This is a genomic window from Algibacter pacificus (genome assembly GCF_008033385.1).
Taxonomy (GTDB): Bacteria; Bacteroidota; Bacteroidia; order Flavobacteriales; family Flavobacteriaceae; genus Algibacter; species Algibacter pacificus.
This window is the reverse complement of sequence record NZ_VOGY01000001.1, coordinates 585781-605607: the sequence shown is the minus strand read 5'-3', so window position 1 is coordinate 605607 and position 19827 is coordinate 585781. Positions and strand designations below refer to the sequence as shown.

12 protein-coding genes are annotated in these 19827 nt (G+C 34.8%); 6 read left to right on the top strand and 6 right to left on the bottom strand.

Annotation, left to right across the window (positions count from 1 at the left end; all coding sequences use genetic code 11):
• Positions 1 to 115 precede the first annotated feature (115 nt).
• The 3 genes from FQU21_RS02800 (at position 116) to FQU21_RS02790 (ending at position 6320) form a co-directional block, all read left to right on the top strand.
• Entirely contained in the window at positions 116 to 1255 is a 1140-nt protein-coding gene (locus tag FQU21_RS02800) for a FecR family protein (RefSeq protein ID WP_147676503.1), read from the top strand.
• A 97-nt stretch (positions 1256 to 1352) separates the two neighbouring features.
• Complete coding sequence (locus tag FQU21_RS02795; RefSeq protein ID WP_147676502.1) at positions 1353 to 4787, top strand: SusC/RagA family TonB-linked outer membrane protein; 3435 nt, start codon at positions 1353 to 1355, stop codon at positions 4785 to 4787.
• Positions 4788 to 4799: 12 nt separating this feature from the next.
• A complete protein-coding gene (locus tag FQU21_RS02790; RefSeq protein ID WP_147676501.1) occupies positions 4800 to 6320 on the top strand; it encodes a RagB/SusD family nutrient uptake outer membrane protein in 1521 nt (506 codons plus the stop codon).
• 144 nt (positions 6321 to 6464) lie between these two features.
• Here FQU21_RS02790 and FQU21_RS02785 read toward each other — a convergent pair whose 3' ends face one another.
• The 4 genes from FQU21_RS02785 to FQU21_RS02770 form a co-directional block, all read right to left on the bottom strand.
• Positions 6465 to 7226: a 3-keto-disaccharide hydrolase gene (locus FQU21_RS02785; RefSeq protein ID WP_147676500.1), complete on the bottom strand. Its 762-nt coding sequence runs from the start codon at positions 7224 to 7226 to the stop codon at positions 6465 to 6467.
• 22 nt (positions 7227 to 7248) lie between these two features.
• A complete protein-coding gene (locus FQU21_RS02780; RefSeq protein WP_246124732.1) occupies positions 7249 to 8739 on the bottom strand; it encodes a sulfatase in 1491 nt (496 codons plus the stop codon).
• 271 nt (positions 8740 to 9010) lie between these two features.
• Entirely contained in the window at positions 9011 to 10807 is a 1797-nt protein-coding gene (locus FQU21_RS02775) for a glycoside hydrolase family 43 protein (RefSeq protein ID WP_147676498.1), read from the bottom strand.
• 10 nt (positions 10808 to 10817) lie between these two features.
• Positions 10818 to 13676: an alpha-L-rhamnosidase gene (locus FQU21_RS02770; RefSeq protein ID WP_147676497.1), complete on the bottom strand. Its 2859-nt coding sequence runs from the start codon at positions 13674 to 13676 to the stop codon at positions 10818 to 10820.
• Positions 13677 to 13985: 309 nt separating this feature from the next.
• On the opposite strand from FQU21_RS02770, the gene FQU21_RS02765 reads away from it, so the two are divergent.
• The 3 genes from FQU21_RS02765 to FQU21_RS02755 all read left to right on the top strand — a co-directional run bounded on the left by FQU21_RS02765 (position 13986) and on the right by FQU21_RS02755 (position 17220).
• A complete protein-coding gene (locus FQU21_RS02765; RefSeq protein WP_147676496.1) occupies positions 13986 to 15446 on the top strand; it encodes a hypothetical protein in 1461 nt (486 codons plus the stop codon).
• A gap of 85 nt (positions 15447 to 15531) precedes the next feature.
• Positions 15532 to 16737 (top strand): M12 family metallopeptidase, encoded by a 1206-nt coding sequence (locus tag FQU21_RS02760; RefSeq protein ID WP_147676495.1) that lies wholly within the window; start codon positions 15532 to 15534, stop codon positions 16735 to 16737.
• Between the two features lie 159 nt (positions 16738 to 16896).
• On the top strand, positions 16897 to 17220 hold the full coding sequence (locus tag FQU21_RS02755) for a hypothetical protein (protein WP_147676494.1): 324 nt from the start codon (positions 16897 to 16899) through the stop codon (positions 17218 to 17220).
• A gap of 89 nt (positions 17221 to 17309) precedes the next feature.
• Here FQU21_RS02755 and rhaT read toward each other — a convergent pair whose 3' ends face one another.
• Positions 17310 to 18362: an L-rhamnose/proton symporter RhaT gene (rhaT, locus tag FQU21_RS02750; RefSeq protein WP_147676493.1), complete on the bottom strand. Its 1053-nt coding sequence runs from the start codon at positions 18360 to 18362 to the stop codon at positions 17310 to 17312.
• A gap of 33 nt (positions 18363 to 18395) precedes the next feature.
• Entirely contained in the window at positions 18396 to 19793 is a 1398-nt protein-coding gene (locus FQU21_RS02745) for a sulfatase (protein ID WP_147676492.1), read from the bottom strand.
• Positions 19794 to 19827 lie beyond the last annotated feature (34 nt).

The window sequence follows — 19827 nt, the reverse complement described above, 5'->3', positions numbered from 1 at the left end:
CTATTTTACTAAGACTAATTCTGCTTTTTTACCCATAACATAAAATTTTATCAATTATTTGTCACCCATTTTAAGAATTCTATTGTCATAACTATAGTAAACCTAATTACGACATATGGATTTTAAAATAATCTTAAAAAAATTAAAAAGAACGCTTACCGAAAAAGAAGAGCAAATTTTTAATACTTGGTACAATGAATCGCAAAACCATCGCGACTATTTTGAAAAAGTAAAAACCAATTATAATAAAAAAATCTCTGGCATCAATTTAGAAAGAGCCTGGTATAAAATTTCTAAAAAAATTAATCCTCAAAAAAGCATATTGTATTATAAATATGCAGCCGCAGCCGTAATTTTCATTTTGTTAGGAAGCTATTTGTTTTTATCCCCCCTTAAAAAAAATCCTTCATTTCCTAAAGAACATATTATAGCTAAGGAAAACACAATAAATATTGGTACAAACAAAGCCATATTAACACTTGCAGACGGCGAAGAAATAGCTTTGAAAAAAGGAGAAATTTATAATAATAAGGAAGCTTCCAGTAATGGAGAAGCGCTTATCTACGAATCGAACAAAACAAAACCTAGCAATAATAAAATAGTCCAAAATACTCTAACCATACCTCGAGGTGGTCAATTCAATTTAATTCTTGCCGATGGCACCAAGGTATGGGTAAATTCTGAAACACAACTTAAATACCCAGTAACTTTTGCTTCAAACAAAAGTAGAGAAGTGGAATTAATATATGGAGAAGCTTACTTTGAAGTATCACCAAGTACAAAACATAATGGCAGTAATTTTATTGTACATTCCGCCGGCCAAAAAATAAAAGTCTTAGGTACAGAATTTAATATAAGAGCATATAAAGACGAAAGTTTAATCTTAACAACTCTCGTAGAAGGCAAAGTATTAGTTAATAACCATAACAATAAACAAAAACAACTATCGCCCGGTCAGCAATCAACAGTAAGTATTAACTCTAACAATTTCGAAGTAAAAGAAGTAAACGTGTACAACCAAATATCCTGGAAAGATGGTTTATTTAGTTTTAAAAACACCTCGTTAAAAGAGATTGCTAAAGTACTATCCAGATGGTACGATGTTAAGATAATTTTTAAGGATAAGAAAAAGGAAAACATAGAGTTCAACGGTGTTTTCAGGAAAAATCTCAGTATCAAGGAAATACTCGATATCATTCAAAATACAAACCAAGTAAATTATTCAATAACCCATAAAACCATAACTATGAATTAAAAAAAAAGAGGAACAGCGTCTAGACCTGGAAAATTTAAACAGCTGTCCCCTAGTACATCAATTAAGAATTAACCTAATTTTAACTAATATCAAATTTATGAAAACTAAATTAAACTTAAGGCATCTTTATCCTCTAAAGACAGCACTACTAATTACCATGAAAATACTTATCTTTTTCTTTTCCATTATTTCCTTCGGGCTAAATCCTGAAAATATTTTTTCACAAAATGAAGAAATAACTTTTACAAAAAATGCAAAAATTTCTATTGAAGAAGTTCTTGACATTGTAAAAAAACAAACTCATTACAACTTTATTTATAAATCTGATACTTTTACTAGTAGCCCTCTTATAAAAATTAATAAAGGGAAGATAAGAATAACAGATTTATTAAAAAAAGTAACAACTTCAGTCAATTATGATTTTAAACTAGGAGAAAATGGAGCAATCCTTCTAAATAAAGTTATTAGTCCTTCTATAAAGCAAGAAGTTATCCAACAAAGCATCTCTGGAACAGTAAAAGATAGTAATAACATGCCGCTACCCGGAGCTAATATTGTTGAAAAAGGCACAAAAAACGGGATTACTACAGATTTTGACGGTAACTTTACTTTAAAAACTTCTAATGATAATGTCGTATTAGTAGTTTCATTTATTGGATATACTACGCAAGAAATCCCTGTTAATGGACAAAAAAATATAAATATAATCTTAAAAGAAAATGCAGCAGGACTAGACGAAGTAATTGTTGTTGGTTATGGAACACAAAGTCGAAAAAAAATAACGTCGGCCATTTCCGAGGTCGATTTAAAAGGTACGCAGGATATGCCAAACGCTTCAGCTGGTCAAGCTATGCAAGGACGTGTTTCTGGAGTTATAATAAACGAAAATTCAGGTACACCAGGTGAAGCACCTTCCATACGTGTAAGAGGTATAAGTTCTATAAACGCAGGAACAGAACCACTAGTCGTTATTGATGGTTACCCTATAGGAAATGGTATTCCTCAAAGTCTAAATCCAAAAGACATCGAAAAAATTACCGTTTTAAAAGACGCCGCTTCAACATCAATATATGGAGCAAGAGGCTCTAATGGCGTTATTTTAATTCAAACTATCAAAGCAAAAGAAGCAGAAACAGAAATTACGTATTCGGGATCTACAGGTATTCAAAATGTTCCAAATGGATGGAGACCAAAAGTATTAAATGCTCGCCAATATGCACAATATAATATAGATCGAGTTGATGAAATAAACTTAAGAACTGGAAATAACAATCCTGTCCCTCAAATATATTTAGACGCAATAAACAATCCTAATCTAAAATCTACAGATTGGCAAGATTATATTTTTAGAAATGCTCTTTTCCAAGATCATAATATATCTGTTCGAGGTGGAAATAAAAAGTTTAGAGGCGCCGTTTCTGGTGGCTACATGGAACAAGAAGGTGTACTTATAAATAGTGACTTTAAAAGATATTCCCTTAGAACAAATTTAGAAGCTAAAGCAAAGGATTGGTTAAAAATGGGGTCTAACGTTGCTGTAGCTTTCTCTGAAAATAACAGGCTTCCTGAGGATGGGGCTAGAGGTATCATAATGAAAGCCATAACAGCTAGTCCCTTAAAAACTCCCTATGATGAAAATGGAGATATCATCCCTTTTATAGCCGCAGATTCTCCTGGATACTTTGCTAGAACCAACCCTGTTTTTGAAGCTCTAGAACGTAAAAATAATACTATTCAAAGAGATGTCAATGCTAGCATTAATTTAGACATAACCATATTACCAGGGCTACATTATAAACCACAAATATATGGACGTGTTTTAACTATTGAACAAAACACTTTTACCCCTACCACACTTGGACAATTTAGAATTGGAAGCGCCTCTAACCTATCCCCTGGTGCTCCTCCATTTGTAAATAGTGGAACAAACTCCAAAAGAGATATTACTAACTGGGGTATTGATAATTTATTAAGTTTTAACAAAACACTTGGAGATCATTCTGTAAGCAGTTTGTTTGGCTATACCGCCCAAAAACAATCAGGTGAAAGCACAGTTGTAACAGGTAAAAATTTCCCTAGTAATGATGTTTTAAATTTTCTTGAAGCATCAGAGGTTAATTCTGCCGTAACAGATGCCAGTAATTGGGCGCTAGCTGCATTTTTTGCACGCATTGGGTATGACTATAAAACTAAGTACCTCCTAGAGCTTAATTTTAGAAGAGAAGGCTCTTCTAAATTTGGTGCAAACAATAAATATGGAAACTTCCCTTCAGCCTCTATTGGTTGGCGTGTATCGGAAGAAAATTTCTTTCCAGACCACATACTTATCAATGAACTAAAATTTAGAGGAAGTTACGGTATTACAGGCAACTCTGCAATTGGCGATTTTGACCGTTTTGGTAGAATTATCTCCATCCCTAACCTTAGCAATTTGAATAATAATTTTAATTATGTTTTAAACAATAATGTCGTTATTGGTAAATCTATTACCTCTTTACCCTCTAGCACATTGCAATGGGAAACCAGTTCACAACTCGACCTAGGAATGGATATGGCACTATTTAACAATGCCGTTAGGTTAAATGTGAGTTATTTCAAAAAAACCACAAAAGATATGCTTTTTAATTTAACTATCCCAACCGTATCTGGTTTTGGTTCTACAAGAACAAACGTTGGAGAAATGGAAAATACAGGTGTAGATATAGAATTAGGAGCAAACCTCTCTAGTACTAATCATAAATTCTCTTGGAGAGGTAATCTTAATTTATCTTTCTTAAAAAATGAAGTCACTTCTTTACCTGATGAAATCTCGGAAATAAACTCTAGCTTTAACGTTACTCGTATAGGTTTACCTGTTGGTACATTAAGAGGGTATGTATATGAAGGTATATTTACTACCCAAGAACAGCTAGACGACCCCAATTTAATGAATTGGCCCGGATCAAGAGACTTTGGGGCATACATATTTAAAGACACTAACAACGATGGTGAAATTAATGGTAACGATAGAACAGATATTGGTAACCCACACCCCAAAGTCATTTTAGGCTTCAACAACTCATTAAACTATAAGAATTTTTCTTTATCTATTCTAGCTACCGGAATGTTTGGTTATGATATTATGCCACAAATGAACGAAGTACTATACAATGAAAAAGGCCGTTGGAATGTTGGTTCAGAATTTTTAAACAGATATCGCTCGCCTGAAAATACTGGAGACGGGTTGATTCCTGGAATCCATTTTCGCAATCACCATGCCGCTTCAAATTATTGGCTTGAAAAAGGTGACCACCTTTGGATAAAAAACATAACACTAGGTTACCAGTTACCTGAAAATTTATTAAATAAAATTGGGTTCCTTTCTAAAATGCGTTTATTTGTAAGCATCCAAAACGCTGCAAAATTCACTAATTATAGAGGCTGGAATCCTCAAACAAGCCGCTATGGGAACACCCCTCAAAATTTAGGTGTTGATGAATTTGGCTATCCAACAAACAGATCTTTTACCCTAGGAGCAAACATTAATTTCTAAAAAAAAAACACAATGATAAACTCTAATTTAATATCAAAATTAAAACATATACTATTTCTTTTTATAGCACTTATAATTATTAGTTGTGATGAAGAATTTTTAAATATTCCTCCTAAACACTTCCAAACAGACGGTAATTTTTATCAAACCGAAGATGATTTTGAACAAGCTATTACAGCAGTATATTCTGCCCTTCAAAAATATGTAGGAAGCGCCTATATCTTAGAGGAAACACGGTCAGACAACACGATGCCAGATCAACTTCTTGATGGAGGTCAACTAGGCGGTGGTCCCCAACTAAACTTTATAGATCGATTTACAATGGATTCCGGGGCAAGCCCAGTAAATGCAGCGTGGAGCACGATATACGATGCCATTAAGGACATAAATTTTACGTTATCATTTTTAAAGGATGCGGATCTTAATGAAGATTTCATAAACCGTACAGAAGGAGAACTTAAATTCTTTAGAGCCTATTTTCATTTTATTGCCGTACGTTATTGGGGAGATACACCTTTAGTTTTAAAACCGATAACGTCACCTGAACAAGCATTTGCCATAAGTAGAACTTCTGTTGATACCGTTTACGAAGCAATTATTTCCGATACTAACTTCGCGATATCCAACTTACCTACATCCTACTCCGGAACGAATATAGGAAAAGTTAACCAGTGGGCAGCTAGAATGTTACTTGCCAAGGTCTATTTAACTAAACATGATTATCCCAATGCCCAATCTCAATTAAATCATATTATAGAGTCTAAACAATATCGTTTACTTAATGATTACGCTGCGGTTTTTGATCCCTCTAATAAAAACCATGCTGAATCCATTTTCGAAGCACAATTTAAGGAAGGCCCTGAAGGTGAGTCAAGCAGATTTATTTACTCATTTGCTCCACTAAACTCCCGAGGTGTTATTGTTGTAGGTCCAGATGGTGGCGGTGGAAGAAATATCCCAACAAACAGTATAGTAAACGCTTATGAAGCCAATGATTTAAGAAAAAATATATCCATTGCTTTTTTTGATAGAACCCCTAGTCCTGTTTGGTATATAAAAAAATATGATAACGACTCTGATCCAGAATTTGCAAGAACACCAGATAACTGGCCAATTTACAGGTATGCAGATGTTTTACTTATGCAAGCGGAAACAATAAACGAACAAGCTTACCAAACCGACATCCCTTTTAAATTACTAAATAAGGTTAGAACACGTGCTGGTTTACCTGCGCTAACCCCTACTGATTTACCCAACCAAGAAGCCTTTAGAAAAGCTATAGCCAAAGAACGTAGAGTTGAGCTTGCATTTGAAAACCACCGATGGTTTGACTTGGTACGTACTGGTAAGGCTGTAGAAGTTATGACTGCCCATGGAAAAGAAGAGCTTGCTAACCCAACCATGCCTTCATCTGAAATTGTAAGCCTAGAACCTGAATCTTATATAATTACAGCCGAAGAATTACTTTACCCAATTCCAATTCGTGAATTAGAGGTTAGTACTAATTTACAACCTCAAAATACGGGGTACTAGTGTTAAATTAAATATTAAGAATTTATTTAGCTTTTTTTATAGTTTTAATTGAAAAAAGGGTGAAATAAAACATTCACCCTTTTTATTATTCATATATTTTTACTTGGCTTTATCCCATAAATACACCATAGAGTTATTCTCTATTTACAAGCGTTTCAACCTTACATTTTTATATTCTACCTTCATAGGAGGACCAACATGAACCTGAACGCCAATAAACCCTTTATTGGAACTATTAATCTTATCCAAATCTATCACTTTACTAAATAACACCCCGTTTATATAATGTTCCATGGTATTATCTTTTACTATAAGATGTACTTGGTTCCACGCTTCTGGTTTTACCAGTTGTCTTAATTCCTGTTTCATTTTAGCATCCTTAATTGTTCGAGTTTGCCAGCAATTTTGCTTTACATTTTTTCGTAAATTATCGCTAAGCATTCCAATTGGCATCTCCGGAATAGTTACAGTTTCCCCCATATATGCCAAAGTAGTTCGCTTTTTTTCTTCGTAATTCTGCCCTGTGTACTTATTTTTACCATCTATATCGCATTGATATCCTTTTAATGCAAACGGTCTATTTTTAATAATTTCACTTCTATAGTTTATACCACTATTCCCAGATTCCGAAACTTTATATTCTAATTTTAATTCAAAATTCTCAGGCTGTTCTTTTTCATAAATAATAAAAGAGTTTTGCTTTAAAATATTTTTTGGTGTTATCTCACCAATTAAGATGCCATTTTCAACACGCCAATACTTGGGATCTCCGCGCCATCCTTCTAAATTTTTACCGTTAAATATAGACCGAAAGCCTAGATCTTTCTGAACGGCTATTTGACTTTTACTATTCCTACACGAAACACAAAAAATAAGTAATAATACGATTAAAGCCTGCCTCTTCATAACTATATTGTTTTACACTTTATTAATCCTTGGTAACTTTACTTTTCCACCAATTTTCATTGGGTTGAAAATCTTTAGACAACACTTCTAAACGTTGTTTTTCTAGTGCTGGCCATTTTTTATTTACCGTATTTAAATATCTTTCATTGGCTTTTTCTGAATTAAACTGAGGGTCTTTTATGGGATACTTTGCTCCTACCTCTTTAAGCCAAGACCGAAGTTGATTTGAAAGATTTTTTGCGAGTTTGGTATGTTTAGAAATTACGTTTAAATCATCTGCTTCAGTTGAAGGTAACTTAAACAATTCCTCGCGACCATCTTCCCAATAATGGATGAGTTTCCATCCCTCTTTTTGAATAATTGAAGCGGGTTCACCGCCTTGGTTTCCATAATGCGGATAATGCCAAAAAAGTGGTCTGTTTATTTTTAGATGTTCTCCTTCTAAAAGCGGCTTTAAACTTATACCATCTTTATGTTGTTCTGGGTTTAACGGCACATTGGCTAAATCTAATAATGTGGGGTAAAAATCGGTATTAATTACCGGAAATTCGGTTTTTACTCCCACATGTTTTAACCATGGTACTTTTATAAAATAAGGCTCGCGAATACCACCTTCCCATTGGTAGCCTTTACCGCCTCTTAACGGCAAATTACTGGTAGCATAATGATCTCCCGAGGCTACGCCTCCATTATCAGAAGTAAATACTACAATTGTATTTTCATCGACCCCATTGTCTTTTAGTGCTTTTAGAACCACACCAACGGCATTATCCATAGTTTCAACCAAACCACCATAAATGGGATTATCTTGCACTTGACGAATGGGCAGCACACGTTCCATTTTATAACCAGATTCTGCAATTCCCATACGGTCTGCTTTATTTCGGTATTTTGCCCACTTGGCTTCTGTAGTTTGAATAGGCGCATGCACAGCGTAAAATGATAAGAAGGCAAAGAATGTGGAATCTTTATTCTGTTTAATAAAATCTGCTGTTTCTTGAGCTAAACGTATGGTAAGGTTTTCGCCTTTTTGTTTATTTTCTAGTTTAGGATTATTCCATGGCGAAAAGAACCCACCTCTAGGTGACCCCGCATCTATACCTGCGATATTAATATCGAAACCATGATCTTCGGGGTACGACCCTTTGCCTCCTAAATGCCATTTTCCCGCAAAAAAAGTTTTGTAACCATTAGTTTTAAACGCTTCGGCTATAGTGACTTCTTCATTTGGTAAGGCATGTATATAATTGGCTGGCAATAATTTATCGTATCGGTTTCTGGCGCGCCACGCAATTCCTGTTTTTGCACCTATCCAATCTGTAATACCGTGGCGTGCAGTGAATTTCCCCGTCATGATACTAGCGCGTGACGGACTACAAACACGACTTGCTGCATAGCCTTGGGTAAACATCATGGCTTGGTTTGCTAATTTATCGACGTTTGGGGTTTGGTAAAATGTACTTCCTGTAACGCCTAAATCGTGGTAACCTAAATCGTCTACTAAAATGAACAAGATATTAGGTTTAGCTTTTGCTCTCTGTTTTTTGTCTTTGTTTTGACATGCTAAAACTGATAGCATAATGAAACAATAAAGTATTAATTTTAAAGTATGCATTGATATGTTTTTAGTTGATAAAATTACTCTTAATAAGTTTAGTACATTAGCCTGTTGGTAGTCCCGCGTTAGGGATTGAACGGCCTGTTGGAGCTCCCGACCTTAGGAGGAGCGACTAGTGAAAGCCCGACCCCTTGTGGGTAACGCCCAAATATATAACACAAAAAACCTATAATGGCTTGGCTGCTTTTGGCCCATCGTAATTATAGGTAAACCAATCGATATCTATATAGCCTGCATCTTCTTTTTCGTTCCATGAAAAGAAACCTAGGCGATCTCCTGTCCATTTTCCAAAAGCAATGGTAAATGTAGGCCCAAAACGTTTAAAATTTTCGCCATCTAAACTGTACTCGTAAGTGGCTTGGTTAATTTTGTTTGATGTTCGCACATATAAATCCTTGCCTGTAAGTTCTGGCCCCATAGTTTTTTTTGCCATTGGATTCATGTAAAACAGATGTTTTTTACCTGTTTCATCTACCTCTACGCCTAATAAATTAAAGACACCGCCATAGCGAACAAAACCTGCTAATTGATTTGGTTTCATTCCGGATATATCGAATTTAGCGACTGCAGTTCCTGTGGTAATGCCCATAATACGTTGACTTAAGGTGTTGCTGGCTCTCCAGAAATCGGAGTCTGAGCCATCGTTGTTGGTCCATTCGTTAATATTTGGACCATAGCCTTTTCCATTTGGTAATACCTTACTTGCTTTTAGGCGTAACCAGCCTGGTCTCTCGGTAAGTGACCAATGGGTGTTTCTTGGGTTGTGATTCCATTCCCATTGAAATCCTAATTTAGGTGAAGAAAAATCATCATCTGAACTTGGTGCTGAAATTGGGTAACCGTTTATTGGTTTTTTATATTGCTTTACAGGCTCTCCTATACCATCATTATCTTCATCTATTCCGATAATTGGCCAACCATCCACCCAGTTTACGGGTTCTAAACATTGTGGTCTGCCCTGAAAAGGAATATCATCGTTTTGAATAAGTTGGTGCATATACCACCACGATTTATCGGGGGCTTGCATTAATGCGCCTTGACTAGCACTTCTATTGTTAAACGCCGTCCCTTTTTCTAAAACGGTTTTAACTTCATATGGTCCGTAGATACTTTCTTTTGAACGTAGAACGATTTGTTTTCTATCGTTCTTCGGGTTTTTAACACCAGGTTTGGTAGACTTATCTCCCATAGTCCATTGTGCTAAAAAGATATACCAAGTCCCTTCTATTTTATATATTTTTGCGGCTTCGGCTCCCATCCCTGTATAGACTAATTTACCTTCGTCTAGGATTTTTGTACCATCCCAACTCATTTCGTAAATTCTGTTTTCGTTGCCTTCTATTTTATTATCTGGACTTTTTTGTTTTCCTGCCGTGTTAATAATAACGTAAGCTTTGTGCGCTTCTTCATCCCAAAAAACCGCTGGGTCGTCTAGTACTTTTGCTTTAGGCAACATCATTATAGGTTTGCTCCACGGGCCTTTTATATCTTTGGCTGTAGTTACCATTAAACCATGTTGATAATCTATTTGATAGCAATACCATGTGCCATCATGGTAGGCTAAATCTCCTGCCCAAGTTCCAAAAGAATAGCCATTCATTCGATCCCAATTGTACTCTGGTGCCCATGATAAGCTATCGAAAACGTGTCCTACGTTAGTCCAGTTTACCATATCTTTAGATTCTAAAATGGGCATGCCTGGAGACATGTGTTGTTTTGAGGTTATCATGTAATAGGTATCGCCTACTTGCTCGATATCAGAATCTGGATAATCGGCGTTTAATATAGGATTAACATATGTACCATCGCCTTGATCTCCAAAACTTCCTGTTTGGGCTTGAGTTAAGTTTTTAGGCTCTAATGTATTAGTTTCCTTTTGTTTTACTTTTGAATTGCAACTTGATGTGATTATAGCTCCAAGTAAAAAAAGTAGCTTAACAAGATTAATATAAAATACTTTCATGTTGATTTTATTAAGATTTAATATATTCTACTTTATAAGCTCCAGAACCTAACATAACGTGAGTTCCATCTATTTTTTCTAATTTATTTTCCTTTTGAAACACCTCAAAAGGTTTTCCATTAACTTTTAAAGATTCTAGTTCTGAAGACGTTAACATAAGTTTGGCTTTAGTATTAAACGGCACTTTTAACGACATGGATAATACACCTTTATTTATGGTCCAATCATTTTTTATATCACCATATGGGGTAGGCACTGATACCGAAGTACTGGTTATTTTACTTGAAAATTCTGGATTAACGGTAAACATTTTGTACCCAGGATCTGATTCGGACGATTTTACACCTCCTAAAGATTCATAAAAATAGGCTGCAAAACCGCTATGCATTGGATGGTTTAATGAATTTGTAGGCCCTTCCATTTTCTCCCATTCGAACTGGCGTTCTGGCCATGTGGTAAACCCTTTACTCATTACATAAGCCTGACTTGGAAAGTCTGGTGTTGTTAATATTTGATGAGCTAAATCTGCTTTACCATACTTGGCTAATACTGTATAGATATAGCGGTTGCCATGAATCCCTGTGGAATGGTGACCACCTTTTACGGCAACAATATCATGAGCTAAACCATTAACAACTGCTTCTATTTCAGTCTCTGGAACCATACCAAACTGCAGCGCTTGTACTGTTGCTGTTTGACTGCCATACCATTTATATTTAGTATCTGGAATTTCAATTAAATATTCTTTATTGAAGGCTGTTTTTAATTCGTCTTGCTCCTTTTTCATTTTCGTCTCAAAAGATATATCATCATTCATTTTTGCAAAGCGCTTCATAACTCCTAAAACATCATAAAAGTAGGCGTTTGCAGAAATTATTGGATCACATTCCATGGCGCTTGGGTTTTTCTTTCTATCCCAACGTGGTGGGCACCAATCGCCCATACCATCTTGCATGATTCCGTTATCGCCTTTAAAGTTCAAGTAAAAATTAGTTAAGCCCTTCATGGGTTGATAATATTCTTTAACTATAGCGTCATCGCCATAGTATAAATAATTATACCATGGCAAATACATTGTTGCCACCCCCCAATCTATTTTGGCATAGGTAGATGTTCGTTTTCCTGGAGCAATCATGGTTGGCACTTGATATTTCAACTCCGGATTGTTATGTCCTTTTGTTGGGCGCATTTGTGTTACAATATCTTCCATGTATTTTTTATAAAAATCATACATATCATAATTATAAAGTGCATATTCGCAAAAGGCATGAGCATCTCCTAACCAACCACATTTTTCACGATGCGGACAATCTTCTGGAATGCCGTGTACATTATCAACAATCGTCCATTTACTAATACTGTGCATTTTGTTTAGCAACTCATCAGAAGATTTAAAACTTCCTGTTTCTTGAATATCGGTAGCTACCAAAACTGCTTTAATCATATCTGCATCTGGCTTCGTAGAAACCCCTTTTATTTTGGCGTAGCGAAATCCATGGTAACTAAATTTTGGTTCCCAAGATTCTTGATTACTTCCTTTACAAATGTATTTATAAATTTGAGCCATCCCGTTTGCACCTCCTCCTGTGGAGCCTTGAAAAATATCTTTGCCATTAGTTAATAAGGCTTCGGTAGTTATAATCTCAATTAACTGCCCTTCTTTTTCCTTAACGTTAAGTTTTACCCAGCCCGCTATATTTTGTCCAAAATCTACAATCCATTCTCCATCTACTCCTTTAAATACGTTTTGTGGTTCAAATTCCTTTAATTTCTTAATTGGCGGAATTTGTTGTGCGCTAATCTTTTTAACTTCTGGTAAAGTTACTTTAGCATTCCCCCAAGATTCATCATTATATCCAACTGTATTCCATTTTCCAATATCATAACGTGCATCATACGTATCACCTCCATAGATATTATTGAATACTATTGGCCCCGTAGATTCTTTCCAATTTTCATCGGTATAAAAGTCTTTTTTAGATCCATCGGCAAAGGTTAACTTTAATAAAAGCTTTACTGTTGGTGGCCCATAAGCTAAATCTTTTTCAGATTCTGGATCGCGTTTCCAAGAGATATTTTGGCCGTAAAAACCATTCCCTAAAATAATCCCCATTGCATTTTTACCAGATTGCAATGCTTGCGTAACGTCGTAATTTACATAATAGGCTTGCTTATTATAATTGGATGGTGCAGGATCTAAAACATGATCGCCTACTTTATCTCCATTTAAATACAACTCATAATACCCTAAACCACAAATATAAACTTGGGCCTTTTTTATTTTTTTATCAATTTCTAGTTCGTTTCTAAAATAACTAGCAGCAAAGCCATTAACTTTTTGCGGGCTCTCCATCTTACCGGTTTTATAATCTCTAAATTGGTGAGGCGAAGTTCTAGTATCTTTATTTAGGGTAATCCATTTTGAATCTCCCCAGTTTTTATTGCTCATCAAGCCCATTTGAAACTTTTGGACTTTAGACCAATTTGTAGGGTTTCCATTTTCGTCCCAAATTTTAACTTTCCAAAAATAGGTTTGCATAGCTTCTAGTGCTTCGCCTTGGTATTTTACAAATGTAGATGCATTGCTATTAACCTTGCTAGAACTCCATAAATCGGCATTTTCTTCATTTAACCTATCTTCGGAAGACGCTACCAAAACCTGATACGCAGATTGCGATTTGTTTAATCCTTCAACATTCAAAATCCACGAAAAAAGCGGTTGTTCGTTTTCTATGGTTAACGGATTTTCTTTGGAGTTAACTGTTAATTTCTCAAAATCCATAGATATTTTCGAGATGGAAACCTCCTTACATGACACACAAAAAATGGCCAAAACTACTAGTGAAAACAATACCTGTCTTTTTATCATTACCATACGATTAATTAATATTAATTTTATTTCTCTTTTAAATATGAAAGATATTAGAACCTCTTAAAAGCATTATCCTGTACTATCATGTAATAATAAAATTATATGATTTTAGGTTTACTTTTATAAAGACCAAGAACACCTATAATATTTCTATTTCTTGTTTCAGTATTACATATCCTAAACACAATATATACTATATTAACCTAAATAAATTCTATATTAACTTAAAGTGCAGGATACGGCAGGACACCTTGTAGGAAAAAACGATATAGTTTTAACAAAAATTAACTTAAAATTTATTAAAAAATGAAGAAAAAATTAACTACAATTAATTTAACCAGATTAATTTTATTGCTTACACTAAGCTTTACCTTCTCATGTTCCGAAGATGTTGACGGTATTGAAAATTCAAAAGAACAAAACACTTTTGACTTATCAGAATTACCTAGTCCTGAGGAAATCCCCGAAAAAGACAATGACTTACAAGCTAGGGTTCAAGGAAAACAAACAACACAACCTTGTGACAATCCTGAAGGTTATAAAGAGTACACTGCTGATGAAGTTCTAGGCGCTGGTGTAACAGATGTTAATGGTGTGAGACCTATTTTGGATGACAGAACTTGTGCTTATAACTATTCGCAAACAAATGTAGCAAATGTTACATATGGAAGATACAGATTAAGAGCTGGAACAAATGCATTTGACAATAAGCAACCAAGAATAGAACGAGCCAGTGTAGCTGCTAATTCTAATGCACCTGGTACTAAAGTTACTTTTAATGGTACTGTAAGAGTTTGGAGAGTTGGTGATGCTACTAATGGTGGCTCACTTGCACAAAACAACTCAGGAACTTATATTTGCCAAGCTAAAGGGAAAGATACAAGAACTAGTGGTCAAAGTAATAACAGCGACCCAGCCCTTGCTCTATTATTAGTAAAACCAGTTTCTGGAACTGGCAGTAACCAAACACGGTTTAGATTTTACGTAGAACATATGCAAAACGGTGCTGGAGCTCTAAGAAATTCTACTGCGAGATATATAGATAACCTTAATTTTGATTTCAATAGAGGTGAACCTATTCAAGTTACTATGGTTAACGAATTTGCCGGTTCATGTAATAATTTAGTGCACCGTGTAATAATTACTTTAAGAGGTAAAGACGTAAATGGTAATCCAAGAAATTTAACTAGAACTTATAATATACCAGAACCTACTCGTGGTACGCAAGCAAAAATACGATTTGGAGCTTACAGATGTTGGGGTGGTGAAGCAGATATTAGATGGGCTAGTGGCGTAAGCATGAATTCTGTAGTTGGAGGTTCTAGCTGTTCTAATAATTCTTCCAATAACGGAGGTAGTAACTGGGATCCTTCTAGAAACTTTGCACCAACAAGCTTTAACAGAAGATCTAGCTCATACTGGTATGAAGCAGCTTACCCAGCAGCAAGTGTAATGGACGGAAACTATAATTCATACTGGGCATCTGCCAACTTTAATACAACTACACAACATTGGATGATTGCAGATCATAATAGATTTTACACATTAAAAAGAGCTAAAGTAGTATTTAATGCGAGAGTTATGAGAGATTTTGATATCTTATATTATAACAATGGATGGAAAGTTGCCAAATCAGTAAGAGGTAACTATAGCAATACGGTAATGATAGAAGGTATAAACGCCTATGGGCATGCCTTTGGAATTCAATCAATAAGAGGAGCAGAAGGATATGTAGAAGTAAAAGAATTAGAACTTTATGATTACTAGCTACCAGCGCTTAATATTTTAAATAAATTAAGAATTACATAGAGTAATTACTTATATAATATTTTTTTTATTAAAAAAAATAAAAATGATTTCAACAAATATAAAACCTATTATTAATATGAAATTTAAAAATATATTAGCATTTTTCACTATCATGTTGCTTTTATTTACTTCATGTGAACACAATGAAAATTTAACAGAAGAAGAACAGTTAATTACAGATGAAACGATTGATCCGACCGACCCAGAATTAGCGTTTTCAAAAGATAATGGAACTATACACGAACTATATTATGGCTCTACCAAACTGACCGTAGAAAAAATAAACAACACTTATGTTCTTGGTGGTGATATGATATTTGAGCTAGATCAATTAACAACCGAGCCAACCTTATTTCCTGCTCCAACTTCAAATCTGGCTAGTAAAGGAAAAAGTGTAGGGCGTACTGGTGGAAGATGGCCTAACAACACTGTTTATTATGTAATAAGTTCCAGCCTCCCAAATCAGCAGCGTGTATTCGATGCCATTAATCATTGGCAATCCAAAACGGCATTAAAATTTGTACAACGCACAAACCAATCAGATTTTGTGTTTTTCACACCTGGTGAGGGTTGTTCTTCCAACGTTGGAAGAATAGGTGGCCAACAAAATATTACGCTTGCTTCTGGATGTACTACAGGAAGTGTAATTCATGAAATTGGCCATGCCGTTGGATTATGGCATGAACAGAGTAGAGCAGATAGAGACAATTTTATTACTGTTAATTTTGGGAACATTGAACCAGGTAGAGAATTTAATTTCTATACCTATGGGCAACAAGGGCAAGATGGTAGAGAATACACTTCCTCTCTTGATTTTAATTCAATTATGCTGTACTCTTCATACGCTTTTTCTCGTAATGGCCAGCCAACTATTTTAAGAAAAAATGGTACAACGTATACTGCGAATAGATCTGGATTATCTTCTGGAGATATTACTGGAATTAATGAAATGTACCCTGATACCTCAACTGGAACAACTTATGATTGTAATGGTGTTCCTGCGTGGGGTTCTAGGACCTTTAGTAAAGGGGAATTAGTGACTTACCAAGGAAAACTATATCGAATAGCAGATCCTGGTTACTGGAATTATATAGGGGTTTGTGGAGCTGTAACGACTGTTGATATTTGTGCAGGAATACCTGCATTTAACAGTTATCGTTATTACTATGTAGGTGACAAAGTGACTTACCAAGGAACATTATATCAACGAACAAGTACGGGTTGGAACAACCTAGGTTCTTGTAACTAAATTAATAACATCATAGCTAAGAGGTCGTCTAAAAAGTAATTTTTAGACGATTTTCTTTTTTTGAATACATTTGATTTTGTTTGGTAATTTTGAAAATGCCTGTTTAAAATAAGGCTACATAATTTTAAACATTATGTACAAAAAAGACAAAGTAATTAGATGTTACAGAGAACAAATTATAAAACGTGCGGATCGGGTACTGACGGTAGAAACTTAGTGTTTCTAAAAAATGTCCCTGGAGATCAAAGAGTTCAAATAAAAATGGTTAATGGTTGGAATACTTCTACTAGACAATATGTTGAAGTTACCATTAGTGGCTCTACTTTTTCTTGGAATGTTCCAAATACTAAAGTAACAATTAATGGAATAGATAAGTATCAAACAGGACAAAATGCAAAGATACGATTTGGAGCATATAGATGCCATGCAGGTGAAGCTGATATTTGGTGGTCTGACATTCAACACGATTTTAGAGATAATTAAAATCCTTGGTATAATAACGATTAAAATAGCTCACATAAAAAGAGGCTGTCTTTTCCAGACAGCCTCTTTTTATTGTTTAACAAAATGTTTTATAAAGAATTACCAATCCCTACCAAAACAACAGATAATACAATAACCACAATACCTGAAGTTATGGTCCATTTAGTTTTAGCGGCAACACCTTTCCATTCTTTACGATAAATACCCCAAAGATTGGCTGTTAAAATAATAGTAGACATATGCAAAATCCACGAACTAGCTCCATTCCCTAACTTACTTTCGCCCATACCGTAGAAAAAGAACTGTAAAAACCAAATGGTCCCAGCTAAAGCGGAAAACAATACATTTTTACGAATTGGCGTACTTTTATTAGTAAAATCTACATACGACTTATTTTTAATACTTAAAATAGTTGTCCAAACTAAATTAGTTGCTAAACCGCCCCAAAGAATAACAATAAAAGTGACATTGTTAGCAAACAAATGGTCATACCCAGCTTCTACAGCAGCATCTGCCAATGGTTTCCCGGCCTCTATGCCAAAGCTGAAAAAGGAACTTAAAATTCCAGATAAAATAGCAACAGCCAATCCTTTTATTAAATTAAACTCACTTACACTTTCTTTTTTTTGTTCATCAGACAGCTCATTTTCTTTCATCATGCCTGCTTTACCAGAAAGCGCAATACCCACCAAACAAACTAAAACACCAAGTAAAACAACCTGTCCTCCTGTGGTAGATATCATATCTGTAAATGACGTTTTACCATCTTCGGGATTAAAATTATAATAAATTGATGGAACAACGGCACCAAAAGCGGCACAAAACCCTAAGACTACAGAATTCCCTAAAGACATCCCTAAATAACGAACACCTAAGCCATAAGATAAACCGCCAACTCCCCAAAGCAACCCCATTAAAAAAGTAAAAGATAAAATAGAACTTGAACTCGATGCAATAATGTCTACAAAACCAGGAACAGTTAAATAAGCAGCTATCGGCGGCACGATTAGCCAAGACATAACTCCACCAACCATCCAATAGGTTTCCCAAGCCCAACCTTTTACTTTATTATATGGCATGTAAAAACTACCTGCTGCTACGCCTCCTAATGAATGAAATAAAACTCCTAAAATTGCTTGCATAATATTTTAAAAATAAATTTATTAAGGTTTAATCTAGTTTACAAATTCAGGGTTTTTAGTTTTAGGCAAAGGAGCCCCCGTTTCTTCCCACCATGCTTTCAATATTTTTAACAACTCCTCTTTCTTTTCGGAATGCGTATCTACAAGATTATTTTTTTCTCCAATATCTTCAGATAAATTATACAATTCAACACCATCATCCTCAAAATAATAATGAAGTTTCCAATCTCCTTTTCGTATGACAGAACCAGGGCGCGTTCTAAACAAAGGATCCCTGTTTTCATTATCATTTACATTATAGGCTTGTAAATAAATGGGAAAATGCCAAAACAAAGAACGTTCTAGTTTTTCCTCTTTTCCTTCTAAAATAGAAGATATATTATTTCCATCTAGAGCTAGACTTGCGTTTTTTACTCCTGCATAATTTAAAATTGTTGGAAAGATATCAAGGTTTGTTATAGGCACATCGCTCTTGGTACTTGGTTTAATTTTATTATTTAAGACAAAGAAAAATGGTTCTCTGATACCACCTTCATAATAGCTTCCTTTACCAGCACGTAATGGTTTTTGTTTGGTTATTCCATATAATCCTCCATTATCTGACGTAAAAACAAGTAATGTATTATCAAACAAATGTTTTTCTTTTAATTTGTCAATAAGTAAACCTATGTTTCTATCTAAATTATCAACCATAGAGGCGTATTCTGGGTTCCCCTGACCATTCCATGGTGTTTTCTTTTTGTATTTCGGGACAATACTATCTACTGGCATAATCGGCACATGTACTGCATAAGGCGAATAATATAAGAAAAACGGATTTTGCACAGAATCAACAAATTGTAATGTTTTTTCCATAATCAAATCGGTTAAATACTTACTATCTCCTTTTTCAATCTTAACATTTTTATATGGTGGTAAATAACTTTTGGGCAAACCATTGTGTCCGCCTCCAATGTTTACATCAAACCCATATTTTAATGGATTATCACTTAAATGCCACTTCCCTGCATGGCAATTAACATATCCATTATCATGAAGTACCTCTGGTAAAATAATATGGTCTTTTGAAAGTGTATGTGTGTTTTTTGTTGGAATTAATTTTCTGTCTTCAGATTTCCCTCGTGTTGAAGGACTAACCGTGTAAATTCCATGTCTCGGCGTCCACTGTCCTGTCATTAAACACGCTCTACTAGGTGCACAGTTTGAGGAAGCTGCATAGCCATTGGTGAACACCATACCTAAGCTTGATAAATAATCTATGTTTGGTGTTTCATAATATTCGCTTCCCATAAAACCAACATCTCTCCAGCCCATATCATCAACATTTATGATAATAATGTTGGGCTTAGCATGTTCCTTTTCATTAGATTGATTCTTACAAGAACTGATTGATAAAAGCGTAACAGCTGCAATTAATAATCGTAATTTCATACTTGATTTTTATGTTTATAAATTAAAGACAAAT